The sequence below is a fragment of the Mesorhizobium sp. M1078 genome, assembly GCF_040318615.1.
Taxonomy (GTDB): domain Bacteria; phylum Pseudomonadota; class Alphaproteobacteria; order Rhizobiales; family Rhizobiaceae; genus Mesorhizobium.
Map to the genome: position 1 here is coordinate 51568 of NZ_JAMYMP010000025.1, position 23868 is coordinate 75435.

At 64.8% G+C, this 23868-nt stretch carries 23 protein-coding genes and 1 pseudogene; 13 read left to right on the top strand and 11 right to left on the bottom strand.

Translation table 11 applies throughout. The features are described from left to right. Window positions 1-215: 215 nt before the first annotated feature. Window positions 216-833: a TetR/AcrR family transcriptional regulator gene (locus tag NKH38_RS24980; RefSeq protein ID WP_352762940.1), complete on the top strand. Its 618-nt coding sequence runs from the start codon at window positions 216-218 to the stop codon at window positions 831-833. Window positions 834-842: 9 nt separating this feature from the next. Here NKH38_RS24980 and NKH38_RS24985 read toward each other — a convergent pair whose 3' ends face one another. Then, window positions 843-2939, bottom strand: coding sequence for an alpha/beta fold hydrolase (locus tag NKH38_RS24985; protein ID WP_352762939.1), 2097 nt, complete (start codon window positions 2937-2939; stop codon window positions 843-845). Window positions 2940-3073: 134 nt separating this feature from the next. On the opposite strand from NKH38_RS24985, the gene NKH38_RS24990 reads away from it, so the two are divergent. After that, window positions 3074-3436 carry a hypothetical protein gene (locus NKH38_RS24990; RefSeq protein ID WP_023733969.1) on the top strand — a complete coding sequence of 121 codons (363 nt, stop codon included), beginning with the start codon at window positions 3074-3076 and terminating at the stop codon, window positions 3434-3436. 24 nt (window positions 3437-3460) lie between these two features. On the opposite strand, the gene NKH38_RS24995 is transcribed toward NKH38_RS24990, so the two are convergent. The 3 genes from NKH38_RS24995 to NKH38_RS25005 all read right to left on the bottom strand — a co-directional run bounded on the left by NKH38_RS24995 (window position 3461) and on the right by NKH38_RS25005 (window position 7808). Beyond that, the gene (locus NKH38_RS24995) at window positions 3461-3766 is read right to left on the bottom strand and encodes a hypothetical protein (RefSeq protein ID WP_023727043.1); all 306 of its coding nucleotides are present in this window, start codon (window positions 3764-3766) and stop codon (window positions 3461-3463) included. Window positions 3767-3780: 14 nt separating this feature from the next. Further along, entirely contained in the window at window positions 3781-6330 is a 2550-nt protein-coding gene (locus tag NKH38_RS25000) for a caspase family protein (RefSeq protein ID WP_023751879.1), read from the bottom strand. Window positions 6331-6572: 242 nt separating this feature from the next. Then, window positions 6573-7808, bottom strand: coding sequence for an ROK family protein (locus NKH38_RS25005; RefSeq protein ID WP_352625843.1), 1236 nt, complete (start codon window positions 7806-7808; stop codon window positions 6573-6575). A 166-nt stretch (window positions 7809-7974) separates the two neighbouring features. On the opposite strand from NKH38_RS25005, the gene NKH38_RS25010 reads away from it, so the two are divergent. The 3 genes from NKH38_RS25010 (at window position 7975) to NKH38_RS25020 (ending at window position 11865) form a co-directional block, all read left to right on the top strand. Next, window positions 7975-8631: an SGNH/GDSL hydrolase family protein gene (locus NKH38_RS25010; RefSeq protein ID WP_352510872.1), complete on the top strand. Its 657-nt coding sequence runs from the start codon at window positions 7975-7977 to the stop codon at window positions 8629-8631. Window positions 8632-8789: 158 nt separating this feature from the next. Next, window positions 8790-9935, top strand: coding sequence for a sugar ABC transporter substrate-binding protein (locus NKH38_RS25015; protein ID WP_032923983.1), 1146 nt, complete (start codon window positions 8790-8792; stop codon window positions 9933-9935). Window positions 9936-10008: 73 nt separating this feature from the next. Beyond that, a complete protein-coding gene (locus NKH38_RS25020) occupies window positions 10009-11865 on the top strand; it encodes an ATP-binding cassette domain-containing protein (protein WP_352762932.1) in 1857 nt (618 codons plus the stop codon). Between the two features lie 18 nt (window positions 11866-11883). Here NKH38_RS25020 and NKH38_RS25025 read toward each other — a convergent pair whose 3' ends face one another. The 3 genes from NKH38_RS25025 to NKH38_RS25035 form a co-directional block, all read right to left on the bottom strand. Continuing rightward, complete coding sequence (locus tag NKH38_RS25025) at window positions 11884-12882, bottom strand: zinc-dependent alcohol dehydrogenase family protein (protein WP_352762930.1); 999 nt, start codon at window positions 12880-12882, stop codon at window positions 11884-11886. 48 nt (window positions 12883-12930) lie between these two features. Further along, a complete protein-coding gene (locus tag NKH38_RS25030; protein WP_352762927.1) occupies window positions 12931-13203 on the bottom strand; it encodes a hypothetical protein in 273 nt (90 codons plus the stop codon). 86 nt (window positions 13204-13289) lie between these two features. Continuing rightward, a complete protein-coding gene (locus NKH38_RS25035) occupies window positions 13290-14042 on the bottom strand; it encodes a DUF899 domain-containing protein (RefSeq protein ID WP_023733975.1) in 753 nt (250 codons plus the stop codon). A gap of 382 nt (window positions 14043-14424) precedes the next feature. Here NKH38_RS25035 and NKH38_RS25040 point away from each other — a divergent pair, with 382 nt between their 5' ends. Both NKH38_RS25040 and NKH38_RS25045 read left to right on the top strand, forming a co-directional pair. Continuing rightward, window positions 14425-15645 (top strand): ATP-binding protein, encoded by a 1221-nt coding sequence (locus NKH38_RS25040; protein WP_352762926.1) that lies wholly within the window; start codon window positions 14425-14427, stop codon window positions 15643-15645. A gap of 29 nt (window positions 15646-15674) precedes the next feature. Then, a complete protein-coding gene (locus tag NKH38_RS25045; protein WP_352762924.1) occupies window positions 15675-16307 on the top strand; it encodes a Vgb family protein in 633 nt (210 codons plus the stop codon). A 52-nt stretch (window positions 16308-16359) separates the two neighbouring features. Here NKH38_RS25045 and NKH38_RS25050 read toward each other — a convergent pair whose 3' ends face one another. Continuing rightward, complete coding sequence (locus NKH38_RS25050) at window positions 16360-16665, bottom strand: hypothetical protein (RefSeq protein WP_023689804.1); 306 nt, start codon at window positions 16663-16665, stop codon at window positions 16360-16362. 285 nt (window positions 16666-16950) lie between these two features. Between NKH38_RS25050 and NKH38_RS25055 the strand changes: the two genes are divergently transcribed. Next, on the top strand, window positions 16951-17295 hold the full coding sequence (locus NKH38_RS25055; protein WP_023673886.1) for a PQ-loop domain-containing transporter: 345 nt from the start codon (window positions 16951-16953) through the stop codon (window positions 17293-17295). Between the two features lie 37 nt (window positions 17296-17332). Here NKH38_RS25055 and NKH38_RS25060 read toward each other — a convergent pair whose 3' ends face one another. Next, window positions 17333-18064 (bottom strand): DUF2270 domain-containing protein, encoded by a 732-nt coding sequence (locus NKH38_RS25060; RefSeq protein ID WP_352762921.1) that lies wholly within the window; start codon window positions 18062-18064, stop codon window positions 17333-17335. Between the two features lie 423 nt (window positions 18065-18487). Between NKH38_RS25060 and NKH38_RS25065 the strand changes: the two are divergent. From NKH38_RS25065 to NKH38_RS25075, 3 genes and pseudogenes are all read left to right on the top strand, one after another. Next, window positions 18488-19024, top strand: a pseudogene (locus NKH38_RS25065) (cation:proton antiporter domain-containing protein); the annotation flags it as partial. 121 nt (window positions 19025-19145) lie between these two features. Beyond that, the gene (locus NKH38_RS25070) at window positions 19146-20018 is read left to right on the top strand and encodes a cation:proton antiporter (RefSeq protein WP_352762919.1); all 873 of its coding nucleotides are present in this window, start codon (window positions 19146-19148) and stop codon (window positions 20016-20018) included. 63 nt (window positions 20019-20081) lie between these two features. Further along, the gene (locus tag NKH38_RS25075) at window positions 20082-20588 is read left to right on the top strand and encodes a universal stress protein (RefSeq protein ID WP_352762916.1); all 507 of its coding nucleotides are present in this window, start codon (window positions 20082-20084) and stop codon (window positions 20586-20588) included. A gap of 30 nt (window positions 20589-20618) precedes the next feature. Here NKH38_RS25075 and NKH38_RS25080 read toward each other — a convergent pair whose 3' ends face one another. Then, complete coding sequence (locus tag NKH38_RS25080) at window positions 20619-21827, bottom strand: MFS transporter (RefSeq protein ID WP_352537533.1); 1209 nt, start codon at window positions 21825-21827, stop codon at window positions 20619-20621. Window positions 21828-22073: 246 nt separating this feature from the next. Between NKH38_RS25080 and NKH38_RS25085 the strand changes: the two genes are divergently transcribed. Continuing rightward, window positions 22074-22502 (top strand): VOC family protein, encoded by a 429-nt coding sequence (locus tag NKH38_RS25085; protein ID WP_156931523.1) that lies wholly within the window; start codon window positions 22074-22076, stop codon window positions 22500-22502. 95 nt (window positions 22503-22597) lie between these two features. Here NKH38_RS25085 and NKH38_RS25090 read toward each other — a convergent pair whose 3' ends face one another. Then, complete coding sequence (locus NKH38_RS25090) at window positions 22598-23185, bottom strand: dihydrofolate reductase family protein (protein ID WP_023740061.1); 588 nt, start codon at window positions 23183-23185, stop codon at window positions 22598-22600. A gap of 136 nt (window positions 23186-23321) precedes the next feature. Here NKH38_RS25090 and NKH38_RS25095 point away from each other — a divergent pair, with 136 nt between their 5' ends. Next, window positions 23322-23738, top strand: a complete 417-nt coding sequence (locus NKH38_RS25095; protein WP_023730385.1) for a winged helix-turn-helix transcriptional regulator — start codon at window positions 23322-23324, stop codon at window positions 23736-23738. The last annotated feature ends 130 nt before the right edge of the window (window positions 23739-23868 follow it).

The window sequence follows — 23868 nt, forward strand, 5'->3', positions numbered from 1 at the left end:
CATCTCCCCCACGAGGGGGGAGATTGGCAGCTCTGCCGCCCCGACTCTCCAGCGGACAGGGGATGCTTCAGTCTTCACAATCTCAACACGTGACATACCGGCTCCCCTGATTATATGATAAGGCTGCTCCACTAAAACGGAGGCGCCTCCGTTTATCCAGTTGGGGGCTTACCCCTCCGGGTTCAAGCCCCCATATATCGACAGTGGAGAAAAAATTGACCGACCAGCCGCACGGCATTGCCGACGAGAAGCGCGAAGCCGCAGCGCCAAGGCCGCTGCGCGCCGATGCGCAGCGCAACCGCGACCGGCTGGTCGAGGTTGCGGCAGCGGCCTTTGCCGAGCACGGCGTCGATGCCTCGCTGGAGGAGATCGCGCGCCAGGCGGGCGTCGGCATCGGCACGCTGTACCGGCATTTTCCAACCCGCGAGCATCTGGTCGAGGTGGTCTATCGGCGTGAAGTCGAGGCGCTCTGCGCGGCGGCCGATGATCTCGCCAGGCACCATTCGGCCGATGTGGCGCTGGAACAGTGGATGCAGCGCTTCGTCGACTACATCGCCACCAAGCGCGGCCTTGCGGCCAGCCTGCGCATCCTGTTCAACACCAATTCCGCCGTGTTCTCCGACATGTCGGGCCGGGTGTCGCTGGCCTTGCGCCAGCTGGTCGAGGCGGCGGGCGCCGAAGGCTCGATCCGCAACGACGTCGACGCCTCCGATGTGCTGCATGCGCTGGGCGGCATCTATTCGGCGCCCGACACCAAGGACTGGCGCGACCGCTCGCGCCGTCTGGTCAAGCTGCTGATGGACGGGTTGAGGTTCAGGGCAGGGAAGAGGTGACCTAGCGGCTCAAGCCGAACCATCGACCGCATAGAACGGAAACGCGCCGGGCAGCCCGCTTGCCGCCATTTCGCCACGCTCCTCGAACCGCAGGCCGGAGCCGACCACGAGATCGCGCACCGTCCTTGATGCGATGATTTCGCCCGGCCGCGCATGGTCAAGCAGACGCGATGACAGTTCGATCGCCGCGCCTGAAAATTGATGGCCCCGCTGCTCGCACTCGCCGATATGCACCGCCGAGCGGACCTCGACACCGGATTGCCGCAAGCGATCGCGGATGGCGATCGCGCACTGGATCGACCGCGTTGGCCGCTGGAACACCGCGAGCACCTTGCCGTCCGATCGGCTGATCTCTCTGCCTTCGGCCGCGAGGAGTTCGCCACGGAGCGCTTCGGCGTGCCGCTCGGCCGGCTCGATGCCGAAAGGCGAGCCCGTCATATCGAGGGACAGCACCGACACAAGCAGCCGTTCGCCTGGGGCCGCCGGCAAGGCGCCGGTGACGAAAGCCTGGATCTCGTCGACGATCCGATCGGAATTCTCGCCCCAGATGACGTGGTCGCGGCCGGCGAACTCAATGTATCGGGCGCCCTCGATGTGCGTCGCCAGGTAACGTCCTTCTTCCCGCTTCACCCAGCCGTCGCCAGTCGTCTGCATGATCAGTGTCGGAACATGGACAGCAGGCAGAATGTCGCGAACATCGATTTCGGCTCCCCAGCGCCACAGGGCGATCGCGTCGGCGGGCGAGGCAGAATTCCTGAGATAGGCGGCGAACCATTCTGTCTCGAACGTGTCGCTCATCAGACTGGGCGCCGCGTTGCTCATATCCGCCGCCGCTCCCCATTCTTTCTCGACGATCGCCAGATCCTCTTCCACCTGCTCGCTTGTCTTCGCCCACGGATAGTCTTGTGACCACCTGCCGCGGGCGTAGGCCCCATTGAGCACGAGTGCCGCTGTGCGCTCGGGATAGGTCGCCGCGAACAGCATGCACATCGGGCCGCCCTCGGAGCTGCCGAAAAGCACCGTGCGCTTCGAGCCAACCGCATCCAGCACTGCCCGCACATCTTCCATCCGCTCTTCCAGGGTCGGCAGACCGACATTGCGGTCGGAGAGCCCGGTGCCGCGCTTGTCCATGCGGATTAGGCGCGAGAAAGTGCCGAGCCGCCGGTGCACATGCGAAAGCCGCGGCGAGCCCCAGGCGTGGTCGAGGTTGGAGACCCATCCCGGCACATGGATCAGGTCGACCGGACCGTCGCCGGTCACCTGATACGCGATGTTGATCCCGGCCGATTTGACATAGTGGGTCGGGGGGGCTGCGAGTTCGTGGCTGAAGCAGGTAGCGTCATCCGCATCGGTCGTGGGTGGCCGTGCCGGCGCCATTGTGCGGCGTGTGCGCAGCGTCTCAAACAATTGCCGCGTCTCCGGCTCCGGCTGCAGCTTGAGATCGCGTAGAAGCGCGGTGCGGCAGTGCTCATATTGCTTCAGCGCGAGATTGGTCCTGCCTTGCGCCGCATAGGCGCGCATCAGGGCCCGGTGGACATCCTCCCTCAACGGGTCCATGGCCAGCAGGCGCGCTGCCGCGCGCACGCATGCGGCAGGATCGTTCGTCGCTGCATAATGCGCGACGAGCCTGTCGAGCGCCGCGACGGCCAATGCCCGCAGCCGCTCGCGTTCGATCCTCAGCCAGTCCTCGAATGGCTCCTCCTTCAGGCCGAAGCCGTCGAGCAGGTCGCCGCGGTAGACATTGAGCGCCAGTTCGAGGTCTTCGGGTGCCGGGCTGGCGACCAGCGCCTCGAACCGCGCGACGTCGAAATCAAGGCCGTCGAGATGCAGAGCGACGCTGTTGCCATCGGTGAGGAAGCGGCCGCCGCCGCACGTCTGCATGGCCTTCCTGACAGACGATACCGCTTGCCGCAGGCTCATTCGCGCCTGCGCCTCGCTGTTGATGCCCCAGAGCAGGGTCGCCAGCTTCTCGCGCGACTGCGAATGCCCCGACTGCAGCGCGAGATAGGCGACCATCGCACGCGCCTTGCGGCTGATGGCTGGAACCGTGGCCCCGACGCCGGCAAAGTCGAAACCACCCAGCAGGTGAAGATAAGGTCCGGTCATCGGATCCGCCACGGTCACAGCGCGACGACGATCCGCTCAAGCTCGGTCCATTTCAACACTTATTCCGCCGCCGAGGCGCTTTTCACGATTCCATCACGCAGGTTCCCACGCGTTGCTCACGGCGCTTGAGGAGATTGTTCGCACTGGATCTCTTTTCGCAGGAGGATACCGTGCATCACCCTAGCCCGACCGAGTGGCCCATCTGGCATGACGACCCCGGGCGCGACCGGCAGGAGCTTGGCGCACCATCGCGTCACGATGTTGCGCTGGCCCGCTATCTCGAAACACAACAGGCCCATCGGGCTTTGGCGGCTCGCAGACTCGATCCGGCGGCGGTCGTGGCCTCTGCACTGGCAGCGTTCGTCCGCTGCCTTTTCCGTGCAGCGCTGCGCCGAATTGTCCGCTGGCCAACCGATGCCGCGACAGGGATGGACGATTTCGGCTTGACGTTGTCCAAGGCTCATGCGGATCTTAGCAAGACCCTTTGGGGCCGCTGAGTGCAGCGCCCTTGGTCGACGATCTCATCCCCAACCGCCGCCGCCGCCGCCAGCCCCACCGCCTCCGCCGCTACCGCCGAGAGCGGGAATGACGGGCGGCTTTTGCGGGATCTCCTCGGCCGGCTTGATCACTTTGCCGGTGGCCGCCTTCTTGAATCTGACCACCTTTGGCTGGGGTGCTGCGCGAACCACCTTGCGATGTTTCACCGGCGATGCCGGCTCAAACATCGGCGACACCGAGGTGCAGCCCATGAGCCCGGCCAGAACGCCGGATAGAATTATCCCGATGAATGCCTGCCCGAATGTCTGCTTGAATGCCTTGCCCACCATGGCCTCCTTATTGTTCAGAACAAATCCCGACGCGGATTGGCTTCTTCCCAGACCCCCCGGGCCGCATTGACCAGTTGCGTGTCCAGCGAACCGGACGCGGGAATCTTCGACTTGAGCTCTCGACGCAGGGCGTCCAAAGCTGCCGTTTTCGGCTTGGTGCCGAACTGCGCCAGGCCCTTTTTGGCGTCCGGCAGCTCCTTGCGCAGATCGAGCGCGACGGCGAATGCCAGGAAGCGCACCGCGACAGCCTGATCGGCCTTGTCGCCTTTCGCCATTTCAAGCGCCGCGCGATCATAGGCGCTCGACGGATCGCCGCGCGTGGTCGCCAGTTCGAACAGCCTTTGCGCTTCCGCCGGGTCCTGGCGCACACCGGCGCCATCCCTGTACATGCGGGCGAGGCTGCCGGGCGCGTAGGGCTGGCCAAGATCGGTGGCCTGCTGGAACAGGGCCTGCGCCGTCTTCGGATCCTTGTCGATGCCCTGGCCGGCGAGGTAATTGCGGCCGAGCAGGTTCATCGAATACATGTCTTGGCGCTGCACCCCCGCTTGCAGGAAGGCGACGGCGCGGGCCGGATCGGCAGGCACGCCATTGCGGCCCTCGGTGAAGATGGCGGCAAGATCGTTCATGGCATAGGTGTGCCCCATGGCCGCCGCCTTGAGCAGCAGGTCGAGGCCCTTGGCCGTATCGCGGTTGACGCCATAGCCATTGAACAGCGCGCGTCCCCACGAGGTCATACCGTAAGGATCACCCTTGTCGGCGGCAGCCTTGTAGAGAGCGTTGGCCTGGGTGCGGTCTATGGTCGTTCCGGTTCCGGTTGCGTTGAGATAGCCGAGTTCGAAGACGGCGCGCACATGGCCTTTCTTGGCGGCGTCCTCGATGGCTGTCCTGGCCTCTCTAACCTGGCCTGCCGCAAGCAGGGCGCGGCCGAGCTCGTAGTGGAAGCGGGCGACGTCTGGATAGGTTTTCACGGCCGCCTCGCAGGCTGCCACCGCACCGGCGCCGATCTCGTTCGGCAGCAGGCCGGGCACCACCCCTTGCAGGTCGAGAGGCTCGCCGGCGGCGGTATCGCAGGCATCGACCGTCGGCGACAGCTTCATTGTCGCGGGCTTAGCCGAGCTGCTGTCGGCCCGGATTTCGAAGCCGACCTCGACCGGCGCGCCGGCGCCGATCTGCGGCTCGTAACGGAGATGGTCGACTTCACCGGCCAGAAGGCTGGATTGCGGCGACAAGGTTCGATCAGGCAATGACAGCGTTCCCGTTGCCGGATACCCCGTGACCTTCAGGCTGACCGCCGGATCGTCGGTGGGGAAATCCAGATTGAGCGCGACCGGGCCGACGCCGACGGGAATATCAAGCTCGCGGTTCTCGATCGCTTCGGCAGCGCCGGTGATGTGGATGCCGCGATCCAGCACCTGCTGCTTCTGCTCGGCCTCGAGCGAAGCCATGATCTGCTGACCCGCCGCACCTTCGCCGCTCTTGACGCGGAACACGAGTATGCCCTGGCTCCCGCCGCCCCAATTGTCATGCGTGGCATAGGCCAGCATATCCACCTCGTCCTGCGTGGCGGCGCCTTTGGGGACATCCATTTGCAGGCGCGGCAGGTCCTTGCCGGCGATCGGTTCGCCCACCGCGACGTCTTTGCCGTCCAGCACCAGACGGCCCATTGCCGGCGGACGTTCGATGCTGACGCTGATAGCGCCGCCATCGACATCGACCGGCTCCGGCAGGCCGAGAGCGACAGGACCGACCCCCGAGAGCACTACCTTCTCCAGCACTGGCGGCAGCGAAGGCCGGTTGTTGCGGCGCACCAGCACCACGTCATCGATCAGCGAGGAATTTTCCCAGGGCACCTGCATGCCGTTGGTGGCCTGCACGACATCGCGGCGCACCGCCGACATGACCGTGCGGATCTCCTGGTTCGGCGCCAGCGCGCGCCGCGAAAAGGCCGATGAAAACGGGCTGAGGTCGCCGCTGCCGTCATAGGCGACCGCGCCTGGTTCGGTGGCGAAGGCAATCAGCGTGTTAAGCGAGCTTCGCACCTGCGCCAGCCCGGTATTGCCGGCGGTGACAAGCTGGTCGCGCAGCCAGTAATTGTTGCGCGGGAAGGGGTTGTTGCGGCAGGCATCGAGGATGATCACCTGGATCTTCGACTTCGAGCGCAGCTGCTCCAGCACGTCGTTGAGCTTGATGGCCTGGACCTCGATGTCGGCCGCCTTCTTCAACGAGGCGTCGACGGGTATCAGGAAATTCTCGCCGCCGATCTGAAAGCCGTGCCCGGAATAGTAGACGACGGCGAGATCGGCGCCGTCGGCGGCGGCCAGATAGTCCCGGAACTGGCCTTCGAACTGCTGCTTGGTGAGGTTCTCGGCGACGAAAACCTCGAAGCCGGCCAGCCGGAACGTGGCCGATACGTCCTGGGCATCCTTGGCCGGGTTCTTCAGCGCCGGGATGTCGCGATAATCGGAATTGCCGATGACGAGCGCGACCCTTCGATCGGCGCAGGCCTCGAAGCTTGTGAAGCCGGCAAGGATGAAGGCCGCGATGAATCCGCAAAGTCGGAGCATGACAAAACTCCTGGTCGCGGCCTGACGCCGACGAGAACACCGCTTGCGGCATCAAGGTCCGTTGAGAGTATGCAACCTGCCACAGCATAAAGTGAAAGGCCCGTCACCGCCAGACCATGGCAGGCGATTTCTTTCGGCGTCGACCGACCGCAGGGTGCAAGTAGCACGCGCTTCACGAGCAGGTATGTGACAAGTCTCACAGTTCGCTGTTTGGGGAATGCCTGGTGCCGGCGGCTGCGCGCCTATTCCTTGAAGAGCAGTTCCTTGTCGTTCGAATATTTCACCAGCAACGGAATGCTGGCGCCGCCGATAACGGGGCCGAGATGGCCAAACGTCCCCTCGATGACGGAGAACGGCTCGGGGCGATCGACAAGGATCCGTGCCAGCTTTCTGCGCATGGCCTTGGCGATCTCCTTGCGCACGCCATTCGGTATGGCGCCGTCGATCACCACATTGTCGATGTCGAGCAAGGCAACGGCACTGCGGGCGGCATAGGCAAGCCCGTCCGAAACCTCATCGATCCACGCGGTGAGCGGCTCTCCAAGGTCGCCCCAGTCGTCGGGCGACGACCAGATGCGGCCGGCGCCCTCGTCCCCATTGTCCTGGTCGTTGAGCTTGCCGGCCAGCGAATGCAGCGAAGCGACGCGCAGCAACGGGGTCATCCCGTCGCCCTTGCGCCCCGGCGCGGGCACCGGCATGTCGCCCAGCGCCCCGGCCAGCTTGTTGCGGCCGGGGAACAAGTGATGATCGAGCACCAGGCCGCCGCCGATGAAGTGCCCGACATAGGCATAGAGAAAGTCGGCGCGCGATCCGCCGGCGCCAAACATCAGTTCGGCCGCGGCCGACACCGTGGCGTCGTTGTAGAGGAACACCGGCCAGTCGAACGCCCGGTCCAGTTCGGCGCGAATGTCGATTTCCCTCCAGGCATCCAGCCTGCTCGCCGGCACCGCGCCCTCTTCGCTCAGGTTCCACTGATGGAATGGCGAGGCGATGCCAAGACCCGCGATGCGGTCTTGCTCTATCGATCTGTGCTTGCGGCACATGCGCGCGATGGCGCCCTTGGCGAATTTCATCACCTCGACGGGCGTCGGATAGTCGAACAGCGTCCGTTCGAACGCCATCACGTCGCCGACGAAATTGACCAGGGCGACATCGGCGCTGCGATGGTCGACCTTGAGGCCGAAGGCGTACGCGGCTTTCGGGTTCAACGCATAGGGAACCGAGGGTTGCCCCAGCCGTCCGCGCAAAGGCTCCAGGCGCAGCAGCAGCTTGTTGTCGGCGGCGCGGTTGACGATGGTGGTGATGGTTTGCGCGGCCAGCCCGGTCAGCCGCGTCAAATCGGTCTTGGCCAGCTGGCCGTGCCGGCGGATCAGCGAGACGATCAGGCGTTCGTTGTAGACGCGGCTCTCGGCCTGCGTGGTTCCGCCGCTGCGGCCCTCGGCGATCTTTTCGAGACTGAAGAAGCTGGTGCCGGTCACGCTTTCCCCTGCGCAAGGAGTTTGGCCGCAAGGCGAGCCGATCAAAGCGCTGACGTAGCAATGCGGGCCTGGCAAGGCAACACTTAAATCCACCCGATGGAAAAATGTAGTTGACGCCAGCCGGCCTGCTGTCGTTCAAAGTATGCAAGCCTGGAGGAGCAATGCCGTGACGCAGACCCGGACCATCATGTGCTTTGGCGATTCCAATACCTATGGCGCCATTCCCACCCTGGCCCGCGTCGGACGGCACCGCTTCACGCCCGACCGCCGCTGGCCGGGCATCATGCGCCGCCAGCTCGGCAACGGATGGGATGTGATCGAAGAAGGGCAGGGCGGGCGCACCACCGTGCACGACGATCCGATCGAAGGTCTCCACAAGAACGGGCTCAAATCGCTCCCGGTGTGCCTGGAAACGCATATGCCGCTCGACCTCGTCATCCTGATGCTCGGCACCAACGATCTCAAGCATAGGTTCTCGGTAACGCCGAATGACGTCGCTGATTCCATTGAGATCTTGGCCAGAATTGTCCTGCGCAGCGAAGCTGGCCCCGCGGGCGTGGCGCCCGCGGTCCTGATAGTAGCGCCGCCGCCGATGCTGGAGGTCGACTGGTTCGGCCAGATGTTCCTGGGCGGCGCCGCAAAGTCGATGCACTTTGCCGGCCTGTTCCGCGATGCGGCCCGGCGCGCCGGCGCCGCGTTCTTCAACGCCGGCGATGTCGTCGAGTCGAGCGCGGTAGACGGCATTCACCTCGACAGCGACGCGCATCGCGTGCTCGGCACGGAATTGGCCAAAGTCGTCCAGTCGCTGATCGGCAAGGCGTGATCGCGTGGGCGAGTCACCCGACTATCTCTGATTAATTAATTCCACTGGAAAAAGTTTTGACTTGCGAGCGGGAAGGTGGGTATCTGGGGAGACTGGGAAGAGTAGCGACCGCGAGGCTTGCGATGCGCGGCAACAATCAACGACAGGGAGGAAGTAAAATGCGATCTGACAGGAACATGATGCTGGCTACGCTGCTCGGCGTTGCCGGTGTGCTCGCGGGCGGTACCATTCTGGCAAGCGCGCAGGACGGCCCGGCCGGGCTCACCAAGCCGGCGGTATTTGCGCCGTTCGATCCGAAGGCGCCGGCCTGCAGCCCACCGCCCGGCCTGAACAAGGTGCTGGCCTTCGCGCAGGACAACGAGCGTGAATTCATGCAGGGCGTCGACCGCGGCCTGGCCGCCGCCGCCAAGGATCGCGGGCTGGAATATCGCCGCGCGCTTGCCAACAATGACGCCGCCAAGGGGGTCGAGCAGGTGCAATTGTTTCTCGCCTCCAAGATCGGCGGTCTGGTCGCAGCCCCCGTGGACCCGGCCTCGATGAGCCGCAGCCTGCAGGAGCTTATCTGGTCGGGCGCCTATGTCGGCACTATCGTGCCGCCGCCCGCGACGTCGCTGCTCAACGCGCCGCAATACGAGACCGGCAAGGTGCTGGCCGAAGCGGCCGCAGCCTACATAAAGGACAAGCTCGGCGGCAAGGCCAATGTCGTCATCCTGTCGCATGACAGCATGGAATTCCTGGCGCCGCGCTTTGCCGCCATGCGCGACATCTTCAAGGCCATGCCAGGCGTCACCATCGTCGCCGACATCTCGCCCAATCCCGTCAACAAGGAAGGCGGCTTTGCCACGATGAGCACCATTCTCCAGGCCCATCCCGACGTCGATGTCGTGCTCGGCGCCGACACCGTCGTGCTCGGCGCGCTGGCTGCGCTGGAAGCGGCGGGCAAGGCGAGGCCGGACCAGTTCCTTGGCGGCATCGACGGCGAGCCGGAGGCGGTCGCCGCGATCAAGAAAGGCGGCGGTCCCTACAAGGCAAGCATCAGCCTGGCGTCGCCGGTCTTCGCTTATGCCATGGGCCAGCACGCGGCCGACTGGCTGGAGGGCAAGAGCATCCCGCAGGCGATGGATATCCTGCCGGTGGCGCTGACCAGCGACTACATGGCCCAGTACGAGGCCGACGTCGCCGACCCGGCCGCGGTCTACAAGGATCCGAAGCGCCGCGACATCTATCTCAGGATGTACGGCAACATCTGCTACGATACGCGCGACCAGTATGTGAATTTCCCCTGGTCATCCGAGGCAAAGTAGCGCCCAATGTGTTGCGCCGGCCGGATCCAGCCGTGGCTGGCCGGCCGGTTCCTATCCTTGAGTCCGGTTGGGCATGATGACAGACAATGTTCGATCCGAGCGGCTGCCGATGCAAGCAGCCTCATCCCTGCTGCCCGGCACCAAGCCGCCCGGCGAAGCCTCGGGCCGCGTCGGCCTTGCCCTGGTTGCGCTGGGGTTGATCGTCGCCTTCTCGCTGTTGAACAAATCGTTCTTCAGCCTCGACAATTTCGTCGTCATCGGCGTGAACTCGACCTCGATCCTGATTGCCGTGCTCGGCACCTCCGCGCTGCTGATCGCCGGCTATGTCGACCTCTCCATCGGCAGCATGGTCGCCTTGATCGGCATCATCACTGCCAAGGTTGCAGTGGCGACGCAGAGCGCGCTGCTGGCGATCTGCGTCGGCCTGGGTCTGGGCCTTTTGCTCGGTCTGCTCAACGGTCTGCTGGTGCGCAGGCTGAGCATCTCGCCGTTGATCGTCACGCTGGCGATGCTGGCGCTCTATGGCGGCCTTGCCTTCGTCGTCTCCAGCACCGCGGTCTATGGTTTTCCCGAGGCTCTGCTCGAATTGGGGCGGGGCAAGATCTTCGGCATCCAGTACACCGTGATCATCGCCGCGCTGGTCTTTGTGATCGGAGCCTTTGTCTTGACCAGCACGGTCACCGGCTTGAGGCTCTACGCCATAGGCGGCGACCCGCGCGCAGCCGAACTCTGCGGCATTCCGGTGCGGCGCACGGTGGTTGGCCTCTACGCCGCCAATGGCTTGCTGATCGGCCTGGTCTCGGTTCTGATCGCCGGTCGTCTCGGCAGCATCACGCCGACCATCGGCGTTCGCTTCGAGCTCGACGTGCTCACCGCCGCGATCCTCGGCGGCGTTGCGTTTTCCGGCGGCTCCGGACGGCCGCTCGGCATCGCCATCGGCGTTGCCACCATCGGCATCCTCAATGCAGGACTGATCTTCGTCGGCCTGCAATCATGGTGGCAATCCATTTCGGTGGGAAGCATGCTGTTGCTGGCGTTGGTGGCCGATCAGGCTGCGATCGGTTTTCGCGGCCGGCGCGCTCGGGCGGCCGCGACCAACTTCACGGTGGCGGACAATGGTGCCGTCGCCTCGGCCGGCCCTGCCGTGACGGCGGGCAATGCAGAAGCCCCGCAAGGTCCGGCATTCTCGATTGCCGGCGCCCGCAAATCCTACGGCGCGCTGACGGCCGTGGAAGAGGCGAGCTTCACGGTCGGCAAAGGCGAGATCGTCTGTCTGCTCGGCGACAATGGCGCCGGCAAGTCGACGCTGGTGAAGATTATTTCGGGCGCCATCCAGCCCGATGCCGGCGCGATGACCCTTGAGAGCCAGCCGATTTCCTTCAGGAGCCCGCAGGATGCACGCGGCGCCGGCCTGGAGACGGTCTACCAGGATTTGGCGCTCTGCCCAAACCTCAGCGTCGCCCACAACATGATCCTCGGGCGTGAGGAAACGCGGCGTTGGCTCGGTGTCTTCCCGGTTCGCGACGACCGAAAGGCCGCCGAGCAGTGTTGTGCCCGGCTTGCCGCGCTGGGCGTCACGCTTCGCGACGAAAACGTTCTGGTGCGCTCGCTGTCGGGCGGCCAGCGGCAGTCCATCGCCATTGCCCGCGCGCTTGCCGATCACGTCAAGCTGATCTGCCTCGACGAGCCCACCGCCGCGCTCGGCGTCAAGCAGACCGCGCAGGTCGTCAAGCTGATCCGTTCGATCGCCGCCAGCGGCACCGGCGTCATCCTGGTCACGCACGACCTGTCGACGGTCAGGGCGCTGGCCGACAGGATCGTCGTGCTCAGCCTCGGCAGGGTGGCTTACGACGGCTCGGCCAGACAGCTGACCGCCGATCAGCTCTGGGGCCTGATGGCAAGCGGGACGCTGGCGCCGGCCGCTGGGTAGGAATGCCGATCGCAGGATCTAAAGCTCGAGGCAGACCTTGCCGAAATGCCTTTGCGCTTCGTAGTGCCTGAAGGCGGCGGCGATATCCTGCAGTGGAAAGCTGCTGTCGATGACGGGCTTCAGGCGGTTGACCTCTATGGCACGGATCATGTCCTGCTGGTCGGCTTTGCTGCCGATGGAAATTCCGCTGATGCGGATCTGGTTCGAAAACAGCGCCGGGATCCAAACTTCTGCTGCAAAGCCGGTCAGGACGCCGATGAGTGCGATATGCCCGCCTGTCCGGCAGGCCGCTATCGACTGCGCCAGCGTCGCCGGTCCGCCGACCTCGATCACATGATCGATGCCCCGTCCGTCCGTCAGTTCCCTGGCCCTGCCGCCCCACTCCGGCACCGCCTTGTAGTTGATGACGCTGTCGGCCCCGAGTCGTCTGAGCTTCTCCAGCTTCTCTTCATCGGACGACGTGGCGATGACCCTTGCGCCGGCGGCCTTGGCAAATTGCAGCGCAAACAATGACACGCTGCCGGTGCCAAGGATCAGCACCGTGTCGCCGGGCTTTACCTTGCCGCATGTCACCAGGCCGCGCCAGGCGGTGACGCCCGTGCAGGTCAGCGCCTCGAGATGCGTATAGCCCGCCGGCGCCTTGGTGAAGGCCTGCGCCGGCATGCACACATACTCGCTGGCGAAGCCGTCGAAACTGTCTCCGGGAACGTCGCGGCTTGTATCGGATCTCATGTCGCCGGCCAGCCACCAGGGGTAGAAAACACTGACGACGCTGTCGCCCGGCTTGAACGTGTCGACGCCGTCACCGATCGCGATCACCTCGCCGGCGCCATCCGACAGCGGCACGCGGCCTTCGGCGAGCGGCACCTTGCCTTGTACGGCGAAATCGTCGCGCATGTTCAGCGCGCAGGCGCGAATCCTGACCAGCATTTCTCCCCGCCCAGGCCGGGGCTGATCCTCCTCGACCAGGTCGAGCTTGTCCAACCCGCCCGGCGCTCTCAGCCTGACCAGCTTCATAGTCTCTCTCCGACGTAAAGAGCGTTAGCATGGCGGCGGCGGTCCAGCCTATCGCCGGACCGGCCGGCCGGAAATCACGCGCAGCCAAGGCGCCAGATGGACGGCGCTCATCAAGAGATACATCAGCGGCATGCCGGTGAGCGGGGAGGCATCGGCCCCCAGGCACGACATGACGCCGTCGCCAGCGTGAATGCAGGTAAACAGCGCCATCACGGCGAAAACAGGGGCCGCGGCGAGGCACAGCCAGTCGGCGGTGCGGAGAGAAACTGCATCGGAGCGTTGAGGGACCTCACTGCCGGTGCCTGTGCCGATATCGCTCATGGTCGTAATCCCTTGATGATCAATGCCCGGGTTTCCTGTCCCGTGAGGGACAGGAAACCAAGCTGGATGGGCGCCGCTCCAGGTCCTTACTTGCCGTCCTTGTTGCGGAACGCGGCTTCGCCGGCCGCCGACACTTCCTCCCACGTCTTGTCGGGTGCGGCGTCGTAATTGTCGTGCCAGTTCCACCAGCTGTAGAGCTCGGTCTGCGGATAGCCTTCGGGCGAATCCTCCCAGATTTCCTGGCGGCCGAGCGGCGTTGCGTCGAGGTAGCTCCAGACCGTGCCCATCTGCTCGTCGCCGCGGTTGTTGATGAAGTAGGTGCGATACACTTTCTTGCCGTCCTGGATGAACACGTTGTGGCCGTGCCATTCGTCGACGCCGAAATCCTTGTCGAAACTGTCGGTGATTGTGTACCAGGGCATCTCCCAACCCATCCGCCGCTTCAAGTTGACAATGTCGGCCTGCGGCGCGCGCGAGGCATAGGCAAGGGTGGTGTTGCGGGCGTTCAGATGGGCGAGATGGCCGACCTGGTCGGCGCCGAGCGAACAGCCGCGGCAGGCATGTTCGGGCCAGCCGTGGACGCCGGGTTCGTAGAAGGCGCGGTAGACGATCAACTGCCGCCGGCCCTCGAACAAATCGAGCAGGCTCGCTTTGCCGTTGGGACCTTCAAACACATAGGCCTTGTCTACTTCCATCCATGGCATGCGCCGGCGCTCGGCCGACAGCGCGTCCCTGGCGCGCATCGTTGCCTTTTCCTTCACCAGCATCTTTTCGCGCTCGGCTTCCCATTCTTGCCTTGAAACGACCGGTGGGGTCTTCATTGCCACGTGCTTGGTCATTGCTTGTTTCCTTTGCCAGTTGTTGAGCCGTTGTGGCTTGTCGTTGCCTGTTGATCGTGAGGCAGGCTAGGGCCGCGAGGCGGCGAGGGCGGAGTTACAAATGTGACGGCATTCGCAGGCGGGCCACCGCAGCAGGGGTGGCGGGGCCGAACGGTGTGCTCAAGGTCCTCGGAAACAGGCATAGTCAGTTTTCTCCGTTGAGAAGCTTAGTACGACTAACTGAGATGCTCAGGCTAGCGAATGCAGATATTGCCGTCAACGCAGGCGTCTTCAACCAGTCCAGATGGCTAGGTCGCCGTCCGCGGCTTGCTGCTTGGCGGTGGTGACTTAAGTTAGGGCCGATAAGGGGAGCGGTGGGAGTTACAAATGTGACGGGATTTGCATGGACTCGCTGATCACCGCGGCAGGGCTGGCGCTGGCGGCGGGCAATCCGCTGGCGGCACTCGATCGCGTCGCCTTGCGCGAGGATGCCCCGGCGCTGGCGTTGCGCGGCATTGCCATGGCGCAGCTCGGCGATTTCGATCGCGCCAAAGTACTGTTGCGTAGGGCCGGCCGTGCCTTCGGTCCAAAGGAGGCGGTGGCGCGCGCCAGGTGCGTTGTCGCCGAAGGCGAGATCGCGCTTGTTTCGCGTGATCTCGGCTGGCCGTCCAAGGCGCTCGACGCGGCGCGGTCGACATTGGAAAAGCATGGCGACCGGCTGAACGCGGCGCATGCCGGGCATCTCAAAGTGCGCCGCCTGCTGCTGATCGGCCGCCTCGACGAGGCTGAAGACGTGCTGGCTGGGCTCGATCCGTCGCCGCTTCCGCCGGCCTCACGCGCCGCGCATGAACTCGCGGTTGCCGGCATCGCCATGCGGCGCCTGAAGACGAAGGCCGCGCGCGCAGCCCTTGAGTGGGCGCGCCATGCCGCCCGCCGGGCCGGCATTCCGGGTCTCATGGGGGAGGTCGACAGCGCCTTCCTGGCCCTGGAGACGCCGGCGGCGCGGCTGATCGCTGGCGGCGAGGAGCATCCGCTGTTGCTCGAAGAGGTCGAGGCGCTGCAGGCGTCGCGCGCGCTGGTCGTCGATACGTTCCGCTATATCGTGCACAAGCAGGAAACAACGATCTCGCTGGCAACGCGGCCGGTGCTGTTTGCGCTGGCGCGCGCGCTTGCCGAAGCCTGGCCGGCGGATGTGCCGAGGGCGACGCTGATTGCCCGCGCCTTTGGCGGCCGGCATGCCGATGAATCGCATCGCGCCAGGCTGCGGGTCGAGATCGGCCGGCTGCGCGCCGAATTGCGGCCGCTGGCGGGCATCGGCGCGACCAGCCAGGGCTTTGCGCTGAAGCCGCGCGAAGCAGGCTCCGTGGCGGTGCTGGCGCGGCCGATCGAGGAGCGGCACGCCGCGGTGCTGGCCTTCCTGGCCGATGGTGAATCCTGGGCCAGCTCGGCGTTGGCGCTGGCGCTAGGCGCCGGACAGCGCAGCGTACAGCGGGCGCTCGAGCAGTTGGCCGAGACCGGCAAGGTGCAGTCCTTCGGCCACGGCCGGGCGCGGCGCTGGATGACGCCCCCGGTCGCTGGTTTCACGACCACCTTGTTACTCCCGTCACCGCTGCCGAACGGTTAGGAAAGGTGACCATGATCGAGGATCAGGACATGAAACATTCAGCAGCGGAAATCCTGCGCCAATACGGGCCCTTTCCTGATGTCGACACCGTGCATGGCGTGAGCTTCGACGGGCAGAATGTCTGGTTTGCCGCGGGCGAGCGGCTGACCGCCTTCGATCCGGCAAGCGGCGAGATGCTGCGCTCGATCGATGTCGCGGCACATGCCGGCACCGCCTATGACGGCCGGCATCTGTTCCAGCTCGCCGGGGACCGCATCCAGAAGATCGACCCCGATACCGGCAAGGTGCTCTCCACCATCCCGGCGCCCGGTGGCGGCCGCGATTCCGGCATGACCTGGGCCGAGGGCACGCTCTGGGTGGGGCAGAACCGGGAGCGCAAGATCCACCAGATCGATCCCGAGACCGGGAAAATCCTGCGGACCATCGACTCAAACCGCTTCGTCACCGGAGTGACCTGGGTCGATGGCGAGCTCTGGCACGGCACCTGGGAAGGCGACCAGAGTGATGTCCGGCGCGTCGACCCACAGACCGGAAAGGTGCTGCAACGGCTCGACATGCCGGCGGGGCAGGGCGTGTCGGGGCTCGAATCCGACGGCGGAGACCGCTTCTTCTGCGGCAGCGGCCCCGGCGGCATGGTGCGATCGGTGCGTCGGCCGAAGTAAGGCCGTCAAGTATTGGGCCGGCAGCGTATTTCCTGCGGTCATCCCGCCGAGATCATATCCCGGAGCCGTCGAGCAGCGGGACGTCTTCGCCTTGCCACGGACTTGGCATTGAAGCCCGGCTCAGATTGGCCGTCGGCAGCGGCATCCAGCATTTCAACTCCGGTTCGGGGTATTCGATCACCCGTCCTGGCGACGAATCGGAAGAGCGCCAGCCCTCCGTGCCGAACTGGTCGGCGCGCGACCAGTAAGCGAGGTCGACCTCGGCCGGCCCCTGTTCCGATGGCCTGACCGTGACCAGGATGCGGCTGCCGTCCTTGGGGGCGCTCGCCATGTGCCGCCAGCGATCGGGTTCGTCCATTCTCATGTCCTCCTGCACGTTGCAGGGATAGTCGCCGCGCTCTTGGCAGCGGTCAACCCGAACTTTGCCCAAGCACGAGATCTGTTTAGTACTCCTGCGCCGTCGCCCCGAAACAGGATCTGGTTCATGTCGACCTCGTCGGGCTGCCTCACGGCGAACGCCCCCATGGCGAAAGAATCCGGATGCCGGGCCGCAACAGGAAAGTCGAAGCCGGCATGTGAACGGGCTCACATGCCGCCACTGCAAGGAACGCTATGGGACGTCCGGCCATGACAGGGGTTTCGGATGACACTTGCTGATCTGTCTTTTTATCTTTTCACTATTTTCAACGGCTTGCGCGTGGTGTCCTACCTGCCGCAGATCGTGCGGGTGGCCCGGGACAGGCACGGGGCGTCGGCGATTTCCTACGCGACCTGGCTGTTGTGGACAGGCGCCAACGCCACGACGGGACTCTACGCCCACATCAATCTGAACGATCCCGCGCTGGCGGCGATCAACTGGCTGAACGCCGTATGCTGCGTGCTGGTCATCGCGCTCACCGCCTACAAGCGCCATCGCGCACGGCTTCCGGTTGAGGAAGCCGCAAGCCGGTCGGAAGCGACCGCTCTGATGGTCGACAATGTTTGTTGAAGATCACCGCGGCAGATTGCGCTTTTCGAGGCCGCTCTCAGACATGCACGGTGCCATGCGAAAGCTCGCCCTCGGCGCTTGAGATGAGGAAAGCGGCTGCGAGTAGGCCGACATAGAACAGCCCGACCATGCACACGACATAGATGCCTGGAACCGGGCCGAGCTGCGCCACGCGCGTGGCGTCGAGAAACGACGCGCCCAAGCCTATCGGCGACCCTTCGCGCTGCAGACTGGGCGTCGTGATCTTCAGCACCCACGCCAGCATCAGGATCGTGTACATGAAAATGTAGTTGCGGCGCAGCCGGCGCACCAACGCCGCGCGTTGCGAGATCAGGAAGCGCGGCGAACGCAGGCCTTCGCCGACGATGGCCAGCCAGTTGGAGGCGTAGTCGGGCTGCGGCGAGAAGATCTGCGCGAAATAATAGCGCTCGAACTGGCGCACCCTGGCCCGGTAGACATCGAAGAAACGATAGCGCCGCGCCTCGATCCATAGCAGCAGCGTGGTCAGCAGCATGGCAAAGAGCAGCACCCCGTGATGGGCGCTGGGCGTCGAGAGTGAGACTGAGAGCATGGCGGCGACGACAGTAATCGCCCAGTTGCTGGTACGGTCCAGCCGGTCGCGCCAGCCGGCCATGCGGGCGATTTCGGCGCGGTGGAAATGCGACATGGTGGCCACGAATTCCGATGAGGTGAGCTTCAGCGCGAACGCATCAGAGGCCCGCGGCGCTGCAGCCGCTTCGTCGGTTTTCACGGTCTTGACCTGGGACATCCCTTGCCACGCGCCTCCCAACGCCATGGCCGGCCGAAGCGACGCCGGTCATCCCCATCTGCGCAACGCGCAATCGGTTGAAAATGTTCCGTCGCCCGCCCGGGTCTCGGCGGTTTATCCGCAGTCAGATAGGCCTGTTATGCGATTCAGGTAAGGAGGAACCTGCGGCGCGCCAAGGGAGCGTGGCGTGCAACCGATCTCGCCCGCAAACGCACAATGAGGGGGTGCATGTCCTTCGTGGTCAACCGGCGCTGGTCGGTCGCGCTTGCCGCGGCAGCTTTCGCATTCATGCCGGCCGCATCGTTGGCAGCCGAAAAGACCGGCATGTCCAGCGAGGGCATTTTCGTTCTCGAAATCCTCCTTCTGCTTCTCGTCGGCCGGGGCATCGGCGAGTTGCTGGAGCGTCTCGGCCAGCCGGCGGTGATGGGTCAGCTCATCGGCGGCATCCTGCTCGGGCCATCGCTGCTCGGCTGGCTATTGCCGGAAGCAGAACGCGTGATCTTTTCAGGCGACGCCACCCAAAAGAGCATGATCAGCGCCATCGCCCAGCTCGGCGTGTTGATGCTGCTGTTGCTCACCGGGATGGAGACGGATCTGCGGCTGGTGCGCAGGGTCGGCCGCGCGTGCTTTTCCATCTCCGCCGCGGGCGTCGCCGTGCCTTTCGCGCTCGGCTTCACCGCCGCGCAGTTCATGCCGGCCTCGCTGCTGGCCGACGGAACCGAGCGCATTGTCGCCGGTCTCTTCCTCGGCACGGCGCTGTCGATCTCCTCGGTCAAGATCGTCGCCATGGTGGTGCGCGAGATGAACTTCATGCGCCGCGATCTCGGTCAGATCATCGTCTCGTCGGCCATCATCGAGGACACGATCGGCTGGGTGATCATCGCCATCACGATCGGCATCGCCACCAAGGGGCGCATCGAGCTCGGCAGCCTTGCCTTCACCATTGTCGGCGTCGCCGCCTTCATGGGGTTTTCCTTCACGATTGGCCGCCGCATCGTCTTCGACGCCATCCGCTGGACCAACGATACGTTCCGCAGCGAATACGCCGTCGTCAACCGTCATTCTCGCCATCATGGGCGCAATGGCGCTGATCACCGATCTGATCGGCGTCCACACCGTGCTCGGCGCCTTCGTCGCCGGCATACTGGTTGGGGAATCGCCGATCCTGTCGCGTCATATCGAAGGGCAATTGCGCGGCGTCATCATGGCGCTGTTCATGCCGGTTTTCTTCGGCGTCGCCGGCCTTTCGGCGGATCTCACCGTGCTTGTCGACCACGAGCTTGCGCTACTCACGGCCGCTTTGGTGCTGATCGCCAGCTTCGGCAAATTCGCCGGCGCCTTCATCGGCGCCGAGCTTGCCGGCATGAGCCGCAAGGAAGGCATCGCCGTCGGTTGCGGCATGAACGCGCGCGGCTCGACCGAAGTCATCGTCGCCTCGATTGGCCTGTCGATCGGCGTTCTGTCGCACAATCTTTTCACCATGATCGTGACCATGGCCGTCATCACCACGCTCGCCATGCCGCCGACCTTGCGTTGGGCACTCGGCCGCTTGCCGATGGGCGAGAACGAGAAGAAGCGTCTGGAGCGCGAGGAGATCGACCAACGCGGCTTCATCGCCAATCTGGAACGACTGCTGGTGGTGACCGATGAGGGCGTTGTCGGCCGCTTTGCTGCTTACCTCGCCGGAGTCGTGGGCGCCGGCAGGCCGACGACGGTGCTGCATGCCCGAGGCGAGGGGGAGGAGGCCGAGCCCGGCACGGATGCGAAGCTCGAGCCGATCGAAAAGGGTGCCGAGGACAGCCGCGAGGCCGCCAGGAGTTCGGACGAGGAGCTGGCCCGCGCGGCGCCTGTCACGCGGCGCCACGAGGCCGAGCTTTCGGCCGAAACGGTTGCCAAGGAGGGGCGCAAAGGCTATGGGCTGCCGCTGATCGGGCTCGGCCGCGCGGTCACGTAGAAAGGTGGGTTTGCCCGCCGCATCAACGAGATCGCCGGCGCCTTCGAGGGCCCGCTATGCCTGGTGCTGAAGGCGACCGGCGCCGGCCGCCAGATGCCAAGGCTAGGACCTGAAGGCGGGAAGATTCTGGTTCCGGTCAACGGCACCGCGATCGCCCGCCGGGGTGCCGAAATGGCACTGGCGATTGCAGCGGTCACGGGTGCGCGGGTCAAGATACTTTATGTCGCGCGCGTCGGCCGCGACGAACCGCGCGACACTGTCTCGCATCGCCGCAGGGAGGCGGTGCTGAAGGATACCGTCGCACTAGCCGACCGCTATGGCGTCGAGATCGAGACGGCCATCCGCAGCCGGGCTGCCGCCGCCGATGCCATTGCCCGCCAGGCCGGCAGGGGGGCGGCGCTGATCGTCATGGGCGTGGCGCGGCGCCCTGGCGAGGAACTCTTCTTCGGCGAGACGACCACCGGCGTGCTGCAGCGCTGCCAATGCCCGGTGGTGCTGATCTCGGACGCCAGGCTCAGCCGCGACGACGAGGGCAGGGAAGAGCTGCGCTCGGGAACGGGGACAGGGTGATGAGTATTTCCCCTCGAGGGGAAATTTCGCTCATGCCGCCTGCAGCCTCTCTCGGCCGGGCTGCGGCGGGAAGGCGATGGCGATGCCGGCAGCACCGAGGCCGATCAGCGCCGAGCCGATGAACAGCCAGGAATAGCTGGCATAGGCGTCGAAGATCATGCCGCCGGCGAGCGGGCCGAACGACATGCCGAGGCTGGACAACAGGGTCGCGGCGCCAAGTATCGTGCCGATGATGCGCGGCCCGAAATAGTCGCGCGCCAGAACCGCATAGAGCGGCATGACGCCGCCATAGGTGGCGCCGAAGATGATCGCCAGGAGATAGAACTGCTCGAGATTGCCGACGGCGAGATAGGCGGCGATCACCACCGCCTGGATGGCGAGGCCCACGATCAGCACCGGCTTGGCGCCCAGCCTGTCGCCGAGCACGCCGTAGAGCACGCGCCCGCCAAGGCCGGCAAGGCCCTCGACGCTGTAGATCGACACGGCTGCCATCGGCGCCACGCCGCACGACATGGCATAGCTCACCATGTGGAAGATCGGCCCCGAATGCGCCGCGCAACAGGCGAAGAAGGTCATGCCCAGCACCAGGAATTGCGGCGAGCGCAACGCCTGGCCGACTGACATGCCGGGGGCCGCGGCAGGTGCGGGCGCGCTGCCATCCGCTGCCGCGACCGCCGCCGACGGCTGGCGCACCAGGAAGACGGCCGGCAGCAACAGCACCCAAGCCATGATCCCGATGTCGAACATGGCGGTACGCCAGTCATAGGCCGTGATCAGCCAGCGCGCGAAGGGCGAAATGGTCATCGGCGCCACGCCCATGCCGGCCGAGACCAGCGACACGGCCAGGCTGCGATGGGTCTCGAACCAGGCGGTGGTCAGCGCGATCATCGGCGCGAAGAAGGCGCTGGCCGCCATCCCGACGATGACGCCATAGCTCAGCTGGAAGACCAGCAGCGATTGGGCTCGGCTCGCCACCACCAGCGACAGGCCGAGCAGCACCGCGCCGGCAAAAACCACCGGGCGGGCGCCGACACGGTCATAGATGGCGCCCCAGGCGAAACCGCCTGCACCCATCACCAAGAAATTCAACGTCATGGCGCTGGAAATGCCGGTTCGCGACCAGTTGGTGTCGAGCGCCATCGGCTCGAGGAAGATCGCCAGCGAAAACATCGCGCCGAGCGCCACACAGGTCATCAGCGCGCCGCACGCGACGATCACCCAACGGTAGGAATTGTTCATGCTCTTCTCCCGAGATCGGTTTCGATGCGGCGCCACTCGCTCCAGCTCCGTTGCGCCGCTTGCGTCCGAAGGACGTTGGCGGGATTTCGAATCCGACAATCCGGTTGCATTTTTTATCCGGTCTGCGTGGAAGTCCATCCGGATATGACAAAAGCAGGGTGTAAGGCTGCCAAGCGCGCCGACAAGATAGACTGCCGAATTGACGAGCCGCTCCGCGGCACTAGCTTTGTGGTCTCGCGACGGGAGATATCGCTCATGGAACTGCATCGCGGCCGCCTCATCGACCACGTCCAGCTGGTGGTCAGGGACCTCAAGGCGAGCCGGCGCTTCTATGAAGCCGTCTTCAAGGTGCTCGGCATTCCGATCGGCGGCGAGGCCGAGGACTATTTCTGGGCCGACGAACTGTTCATCTCAAGCCTCGACAGCCGGGCGGCGAGGGGACAACTGACCGGGCGCCATCATCTGGCCTTCCAGGCCAGGGATAACGCCATGGTCGATGCCTTCTACAGGGCCGGCCTCGATGCCGGCGGGGCCGACAATGGCGCGCCGGGTGAGCGGCCCTACCACCCCGGCTACTACGCCGCCTTCCTGCTCGACCCCGACGGCAACAACATCGAGGCGGTGTTTCACGGGCCGGCAAAGCGAAGTGCCGCTTCGGTCGAGATCAATTTCTAGCGCAGGTTCACGAGGAGCGGGTTGCGGTGATCCGTCCGGAGTTCTCGCAAAAACAAAGAGTTGAAGCGGTCCACGGATTCAATCGCTGAACTGCTTCACATTGCCGGCGCGTAGCGGTTCACCACCATTCCGCAGGCATAGGCTTTAGAGCCGAGCAGGCGCAATTTCCGGAAGCCGCCACGGTCGAAAATCCGCTCGCCGTCGCCCAGCGCGGCCGGATTGATGAACAGCTGGAACTCATCGACCAACCCCGCTGCAATCAGCGCCGAGGCAAAGCCGGCGCCGCCGAATACCGCCATGTCGCCTTCACCTTCAGCTTTCAGCGCCTTGACCTCGCGCGGCAGGTCGCCGCTGGCAACCGTCGTGCGCTCCCACCGCGATGCCGCGAGCTTGTCGCTCAGCACCACCTTGCGCGCCTCGACGATGCGCTGCGCAAAGGCGTAGAAGGGATCGCGCGGATAGCTTTTTGCGGCATTGCCCCAATGGGTTAGATAGCCTTCTTCGGCCATCTTGCGGCTGAGCAGAATGGTATCGATGCCAGCGAACACCGTGTTGAAATCCTGCTTCAAGTCGTCGTCCCACGGGCAGTTGGCGCCCCATTCCCAGAGCTGCCAGTGCTCATCGCCGGCCGCGCCGACAAAACCGTCGACCGATATCTGCATCTGCAGGATCAGCTTTCTCATCGTCGTTCTCCTGATTGAGCTCTGGTGTCACCAGCGCCAGGTCAGGCGGCGTTGGTTATTGCTTTACTTTCGGAACCATTGACACGAGAGAAAAATGATGTCAATAGTAAATTGATTTAGAAATGGAAGCATTGGAATGTCGACCAGGGAAAGATCCGGCTGCCCCATTAGCCTGTCGCTCGAATTGCTCGGTGACCGCTGGACGCTGCTGATCATCCGCGACATGATTTTCGCGGGAAAAAGGCACTTCCGGGAGTTTCTGCTATCAGGCGAAGGCATCTCGTCGCGCACGCTGGCCGAGCGGCTGCAGACCTTGCAGGATGAGGGCATTGTCACCAGAAGCGACGACCCCACGCACAAGCTCAAGGCGATCTACAAGCTGACGGAGGCGGGCATCGACCTGTTGCCGGTGCTGGCGACGCTCGGCGCCTGGGGCAGCAAATACCGCAACGCCGATGACGAGCTGGCAAGGATCGCCGACGAACTGGCCGCGGGCGGCGAGGCGGGCATGGAGCAGATAAAGAAGAAGCTGCGCGCCGAGCATATCGGCTAGGGAGCAACGCCAGCCCTCCCTTCGGGCCATAGGCGCTAAGATAGGTATTGCCCTGCGGAATCGGGTGTGATTCTACACTGCGATGACACACGAATCGCTTGTTGATGACGGCTGGGCCGAGACGATTGAG

Bases quoted from the DNA above. Each gene is read 5' to 3' on its own strand.
- NKH38_RS25030 (WP_352762927.1), bottom strand. From the start codon at position 13,203: ATGAGCGATATCGGCACAGGCACCGGCAGTGAGGTCCCTCAACGCTCC.
- NKH38_RS25045 (WP_352762924.1), top strand. From the start codon at position 15,675: ATGAAACATTCAGCAGCGGAAATCCTGCGCCAATACGGGCCCTTTCCT.
- NKH38_RS25015 (WP_032923983.1), top strand. From the start codon at position 8,790: ATGCGATCTGACAGGAACATGATGCTGGCTACGCTGCTCGGCGTTGCC.
- NKH38_RS25035 (WP_023733975.1), bottom strand. From the start codon at position 14,042: ATGACCAAGCACGTGGCAATGAAGACCCCACCGGTCGTTTCAAGGCAA.
- NKH38_RS25090 (WP_023740061.1), bottom strand. From the start codon at position 23,185: ATGAGAAAGCTGATCCTGCAGATGCAGATATCGGTCGACGGTTTTGTC.
- NKH38_RS25025 (WP_352762930.1), bottom strand. From the start codon at position 12,882: ATGAAGCTGGTCAGGCTGAGAGCGCCGGGCGGGTTGGACAAGCTCGAC.
- NKH38_RS25095 (WP_023730385.1), top strand. From the start codon at position 23,322: ATGTCGACCAGGGAAAGATCCGGCTGCCCCATTAGCCTGTCGCTCGAA.
- NKH38_RS25020 (WP_352762932.1), top strand. From the start codon at position 10,009: ATGATGACAGACAATGTTCGATCCGAGCGGCTGCCGATGCAAGCAGCC.
- NKH38_RS25000 (WP_023751879.1), bottom strand. From the start codon at position 6,330: ATGCTCCGACTTTGCGGATTCATCGCGGCCTTCATCCTTGCCGGCTTC.
- NKH38_RS25040 (WP_352762926.1), top strand. From the start codon at position 14,425: ATGGACTCGCTGATCACCGCGGCAGGGCTGGCGCTGGCGGCGGGCAAT.
- NKH38_RS25080 (WP_352537533.1), bottom strand. From the start codon at position 21,827: ATGAACAATTCCTACCGTTGGGTGATCGTCGCGTGCGGCGCGCTGATG.
- NKH38_RS25070 (WP_352762919.1), top strand. From the start codon at position 19,146: ATGGCGCTGATCACCGATCTGATCGGCGTCCACACCGTGCTCGGCGCC.
- NKH38_RS25060 (WP_352762921.1), bottom strand. From the start codon at position 18,064: ATGTCCCAGGTCAAGACCGTGAAAACCGACGAAGCGGCTGCAGCGCCG.
- NKH38_RS24985 (WP_352762939.1), bottom strand. From the start codon at position 2,939: ATGACCGGACCTTATCTTCACCTGCTGGGTGGTTTCGACTTTGCCGGC.
- NKH38_RS24995 (WP_023727043.1), bottom strand. From the start codon at position 3,766: ATGGTGGGCAAGGCATTCAAGCAGACATTCGGGCAGGCATTCATCGGG.
- NKH38_RS25055 (WP_023673886.1), top strand. From the start codon at position 16,951: ATGACACTTGCTGATCTGTCTTTTTATCTTTTCACTATTTTCAACGGC.
- NKH38_RS25050 (WP_023689804.1), bottom strand. From the start codon at position 16,665: ATGGACGAACCCGATCGCTGGCGGCACATGGCGAGCGCCCCCAAGGAC.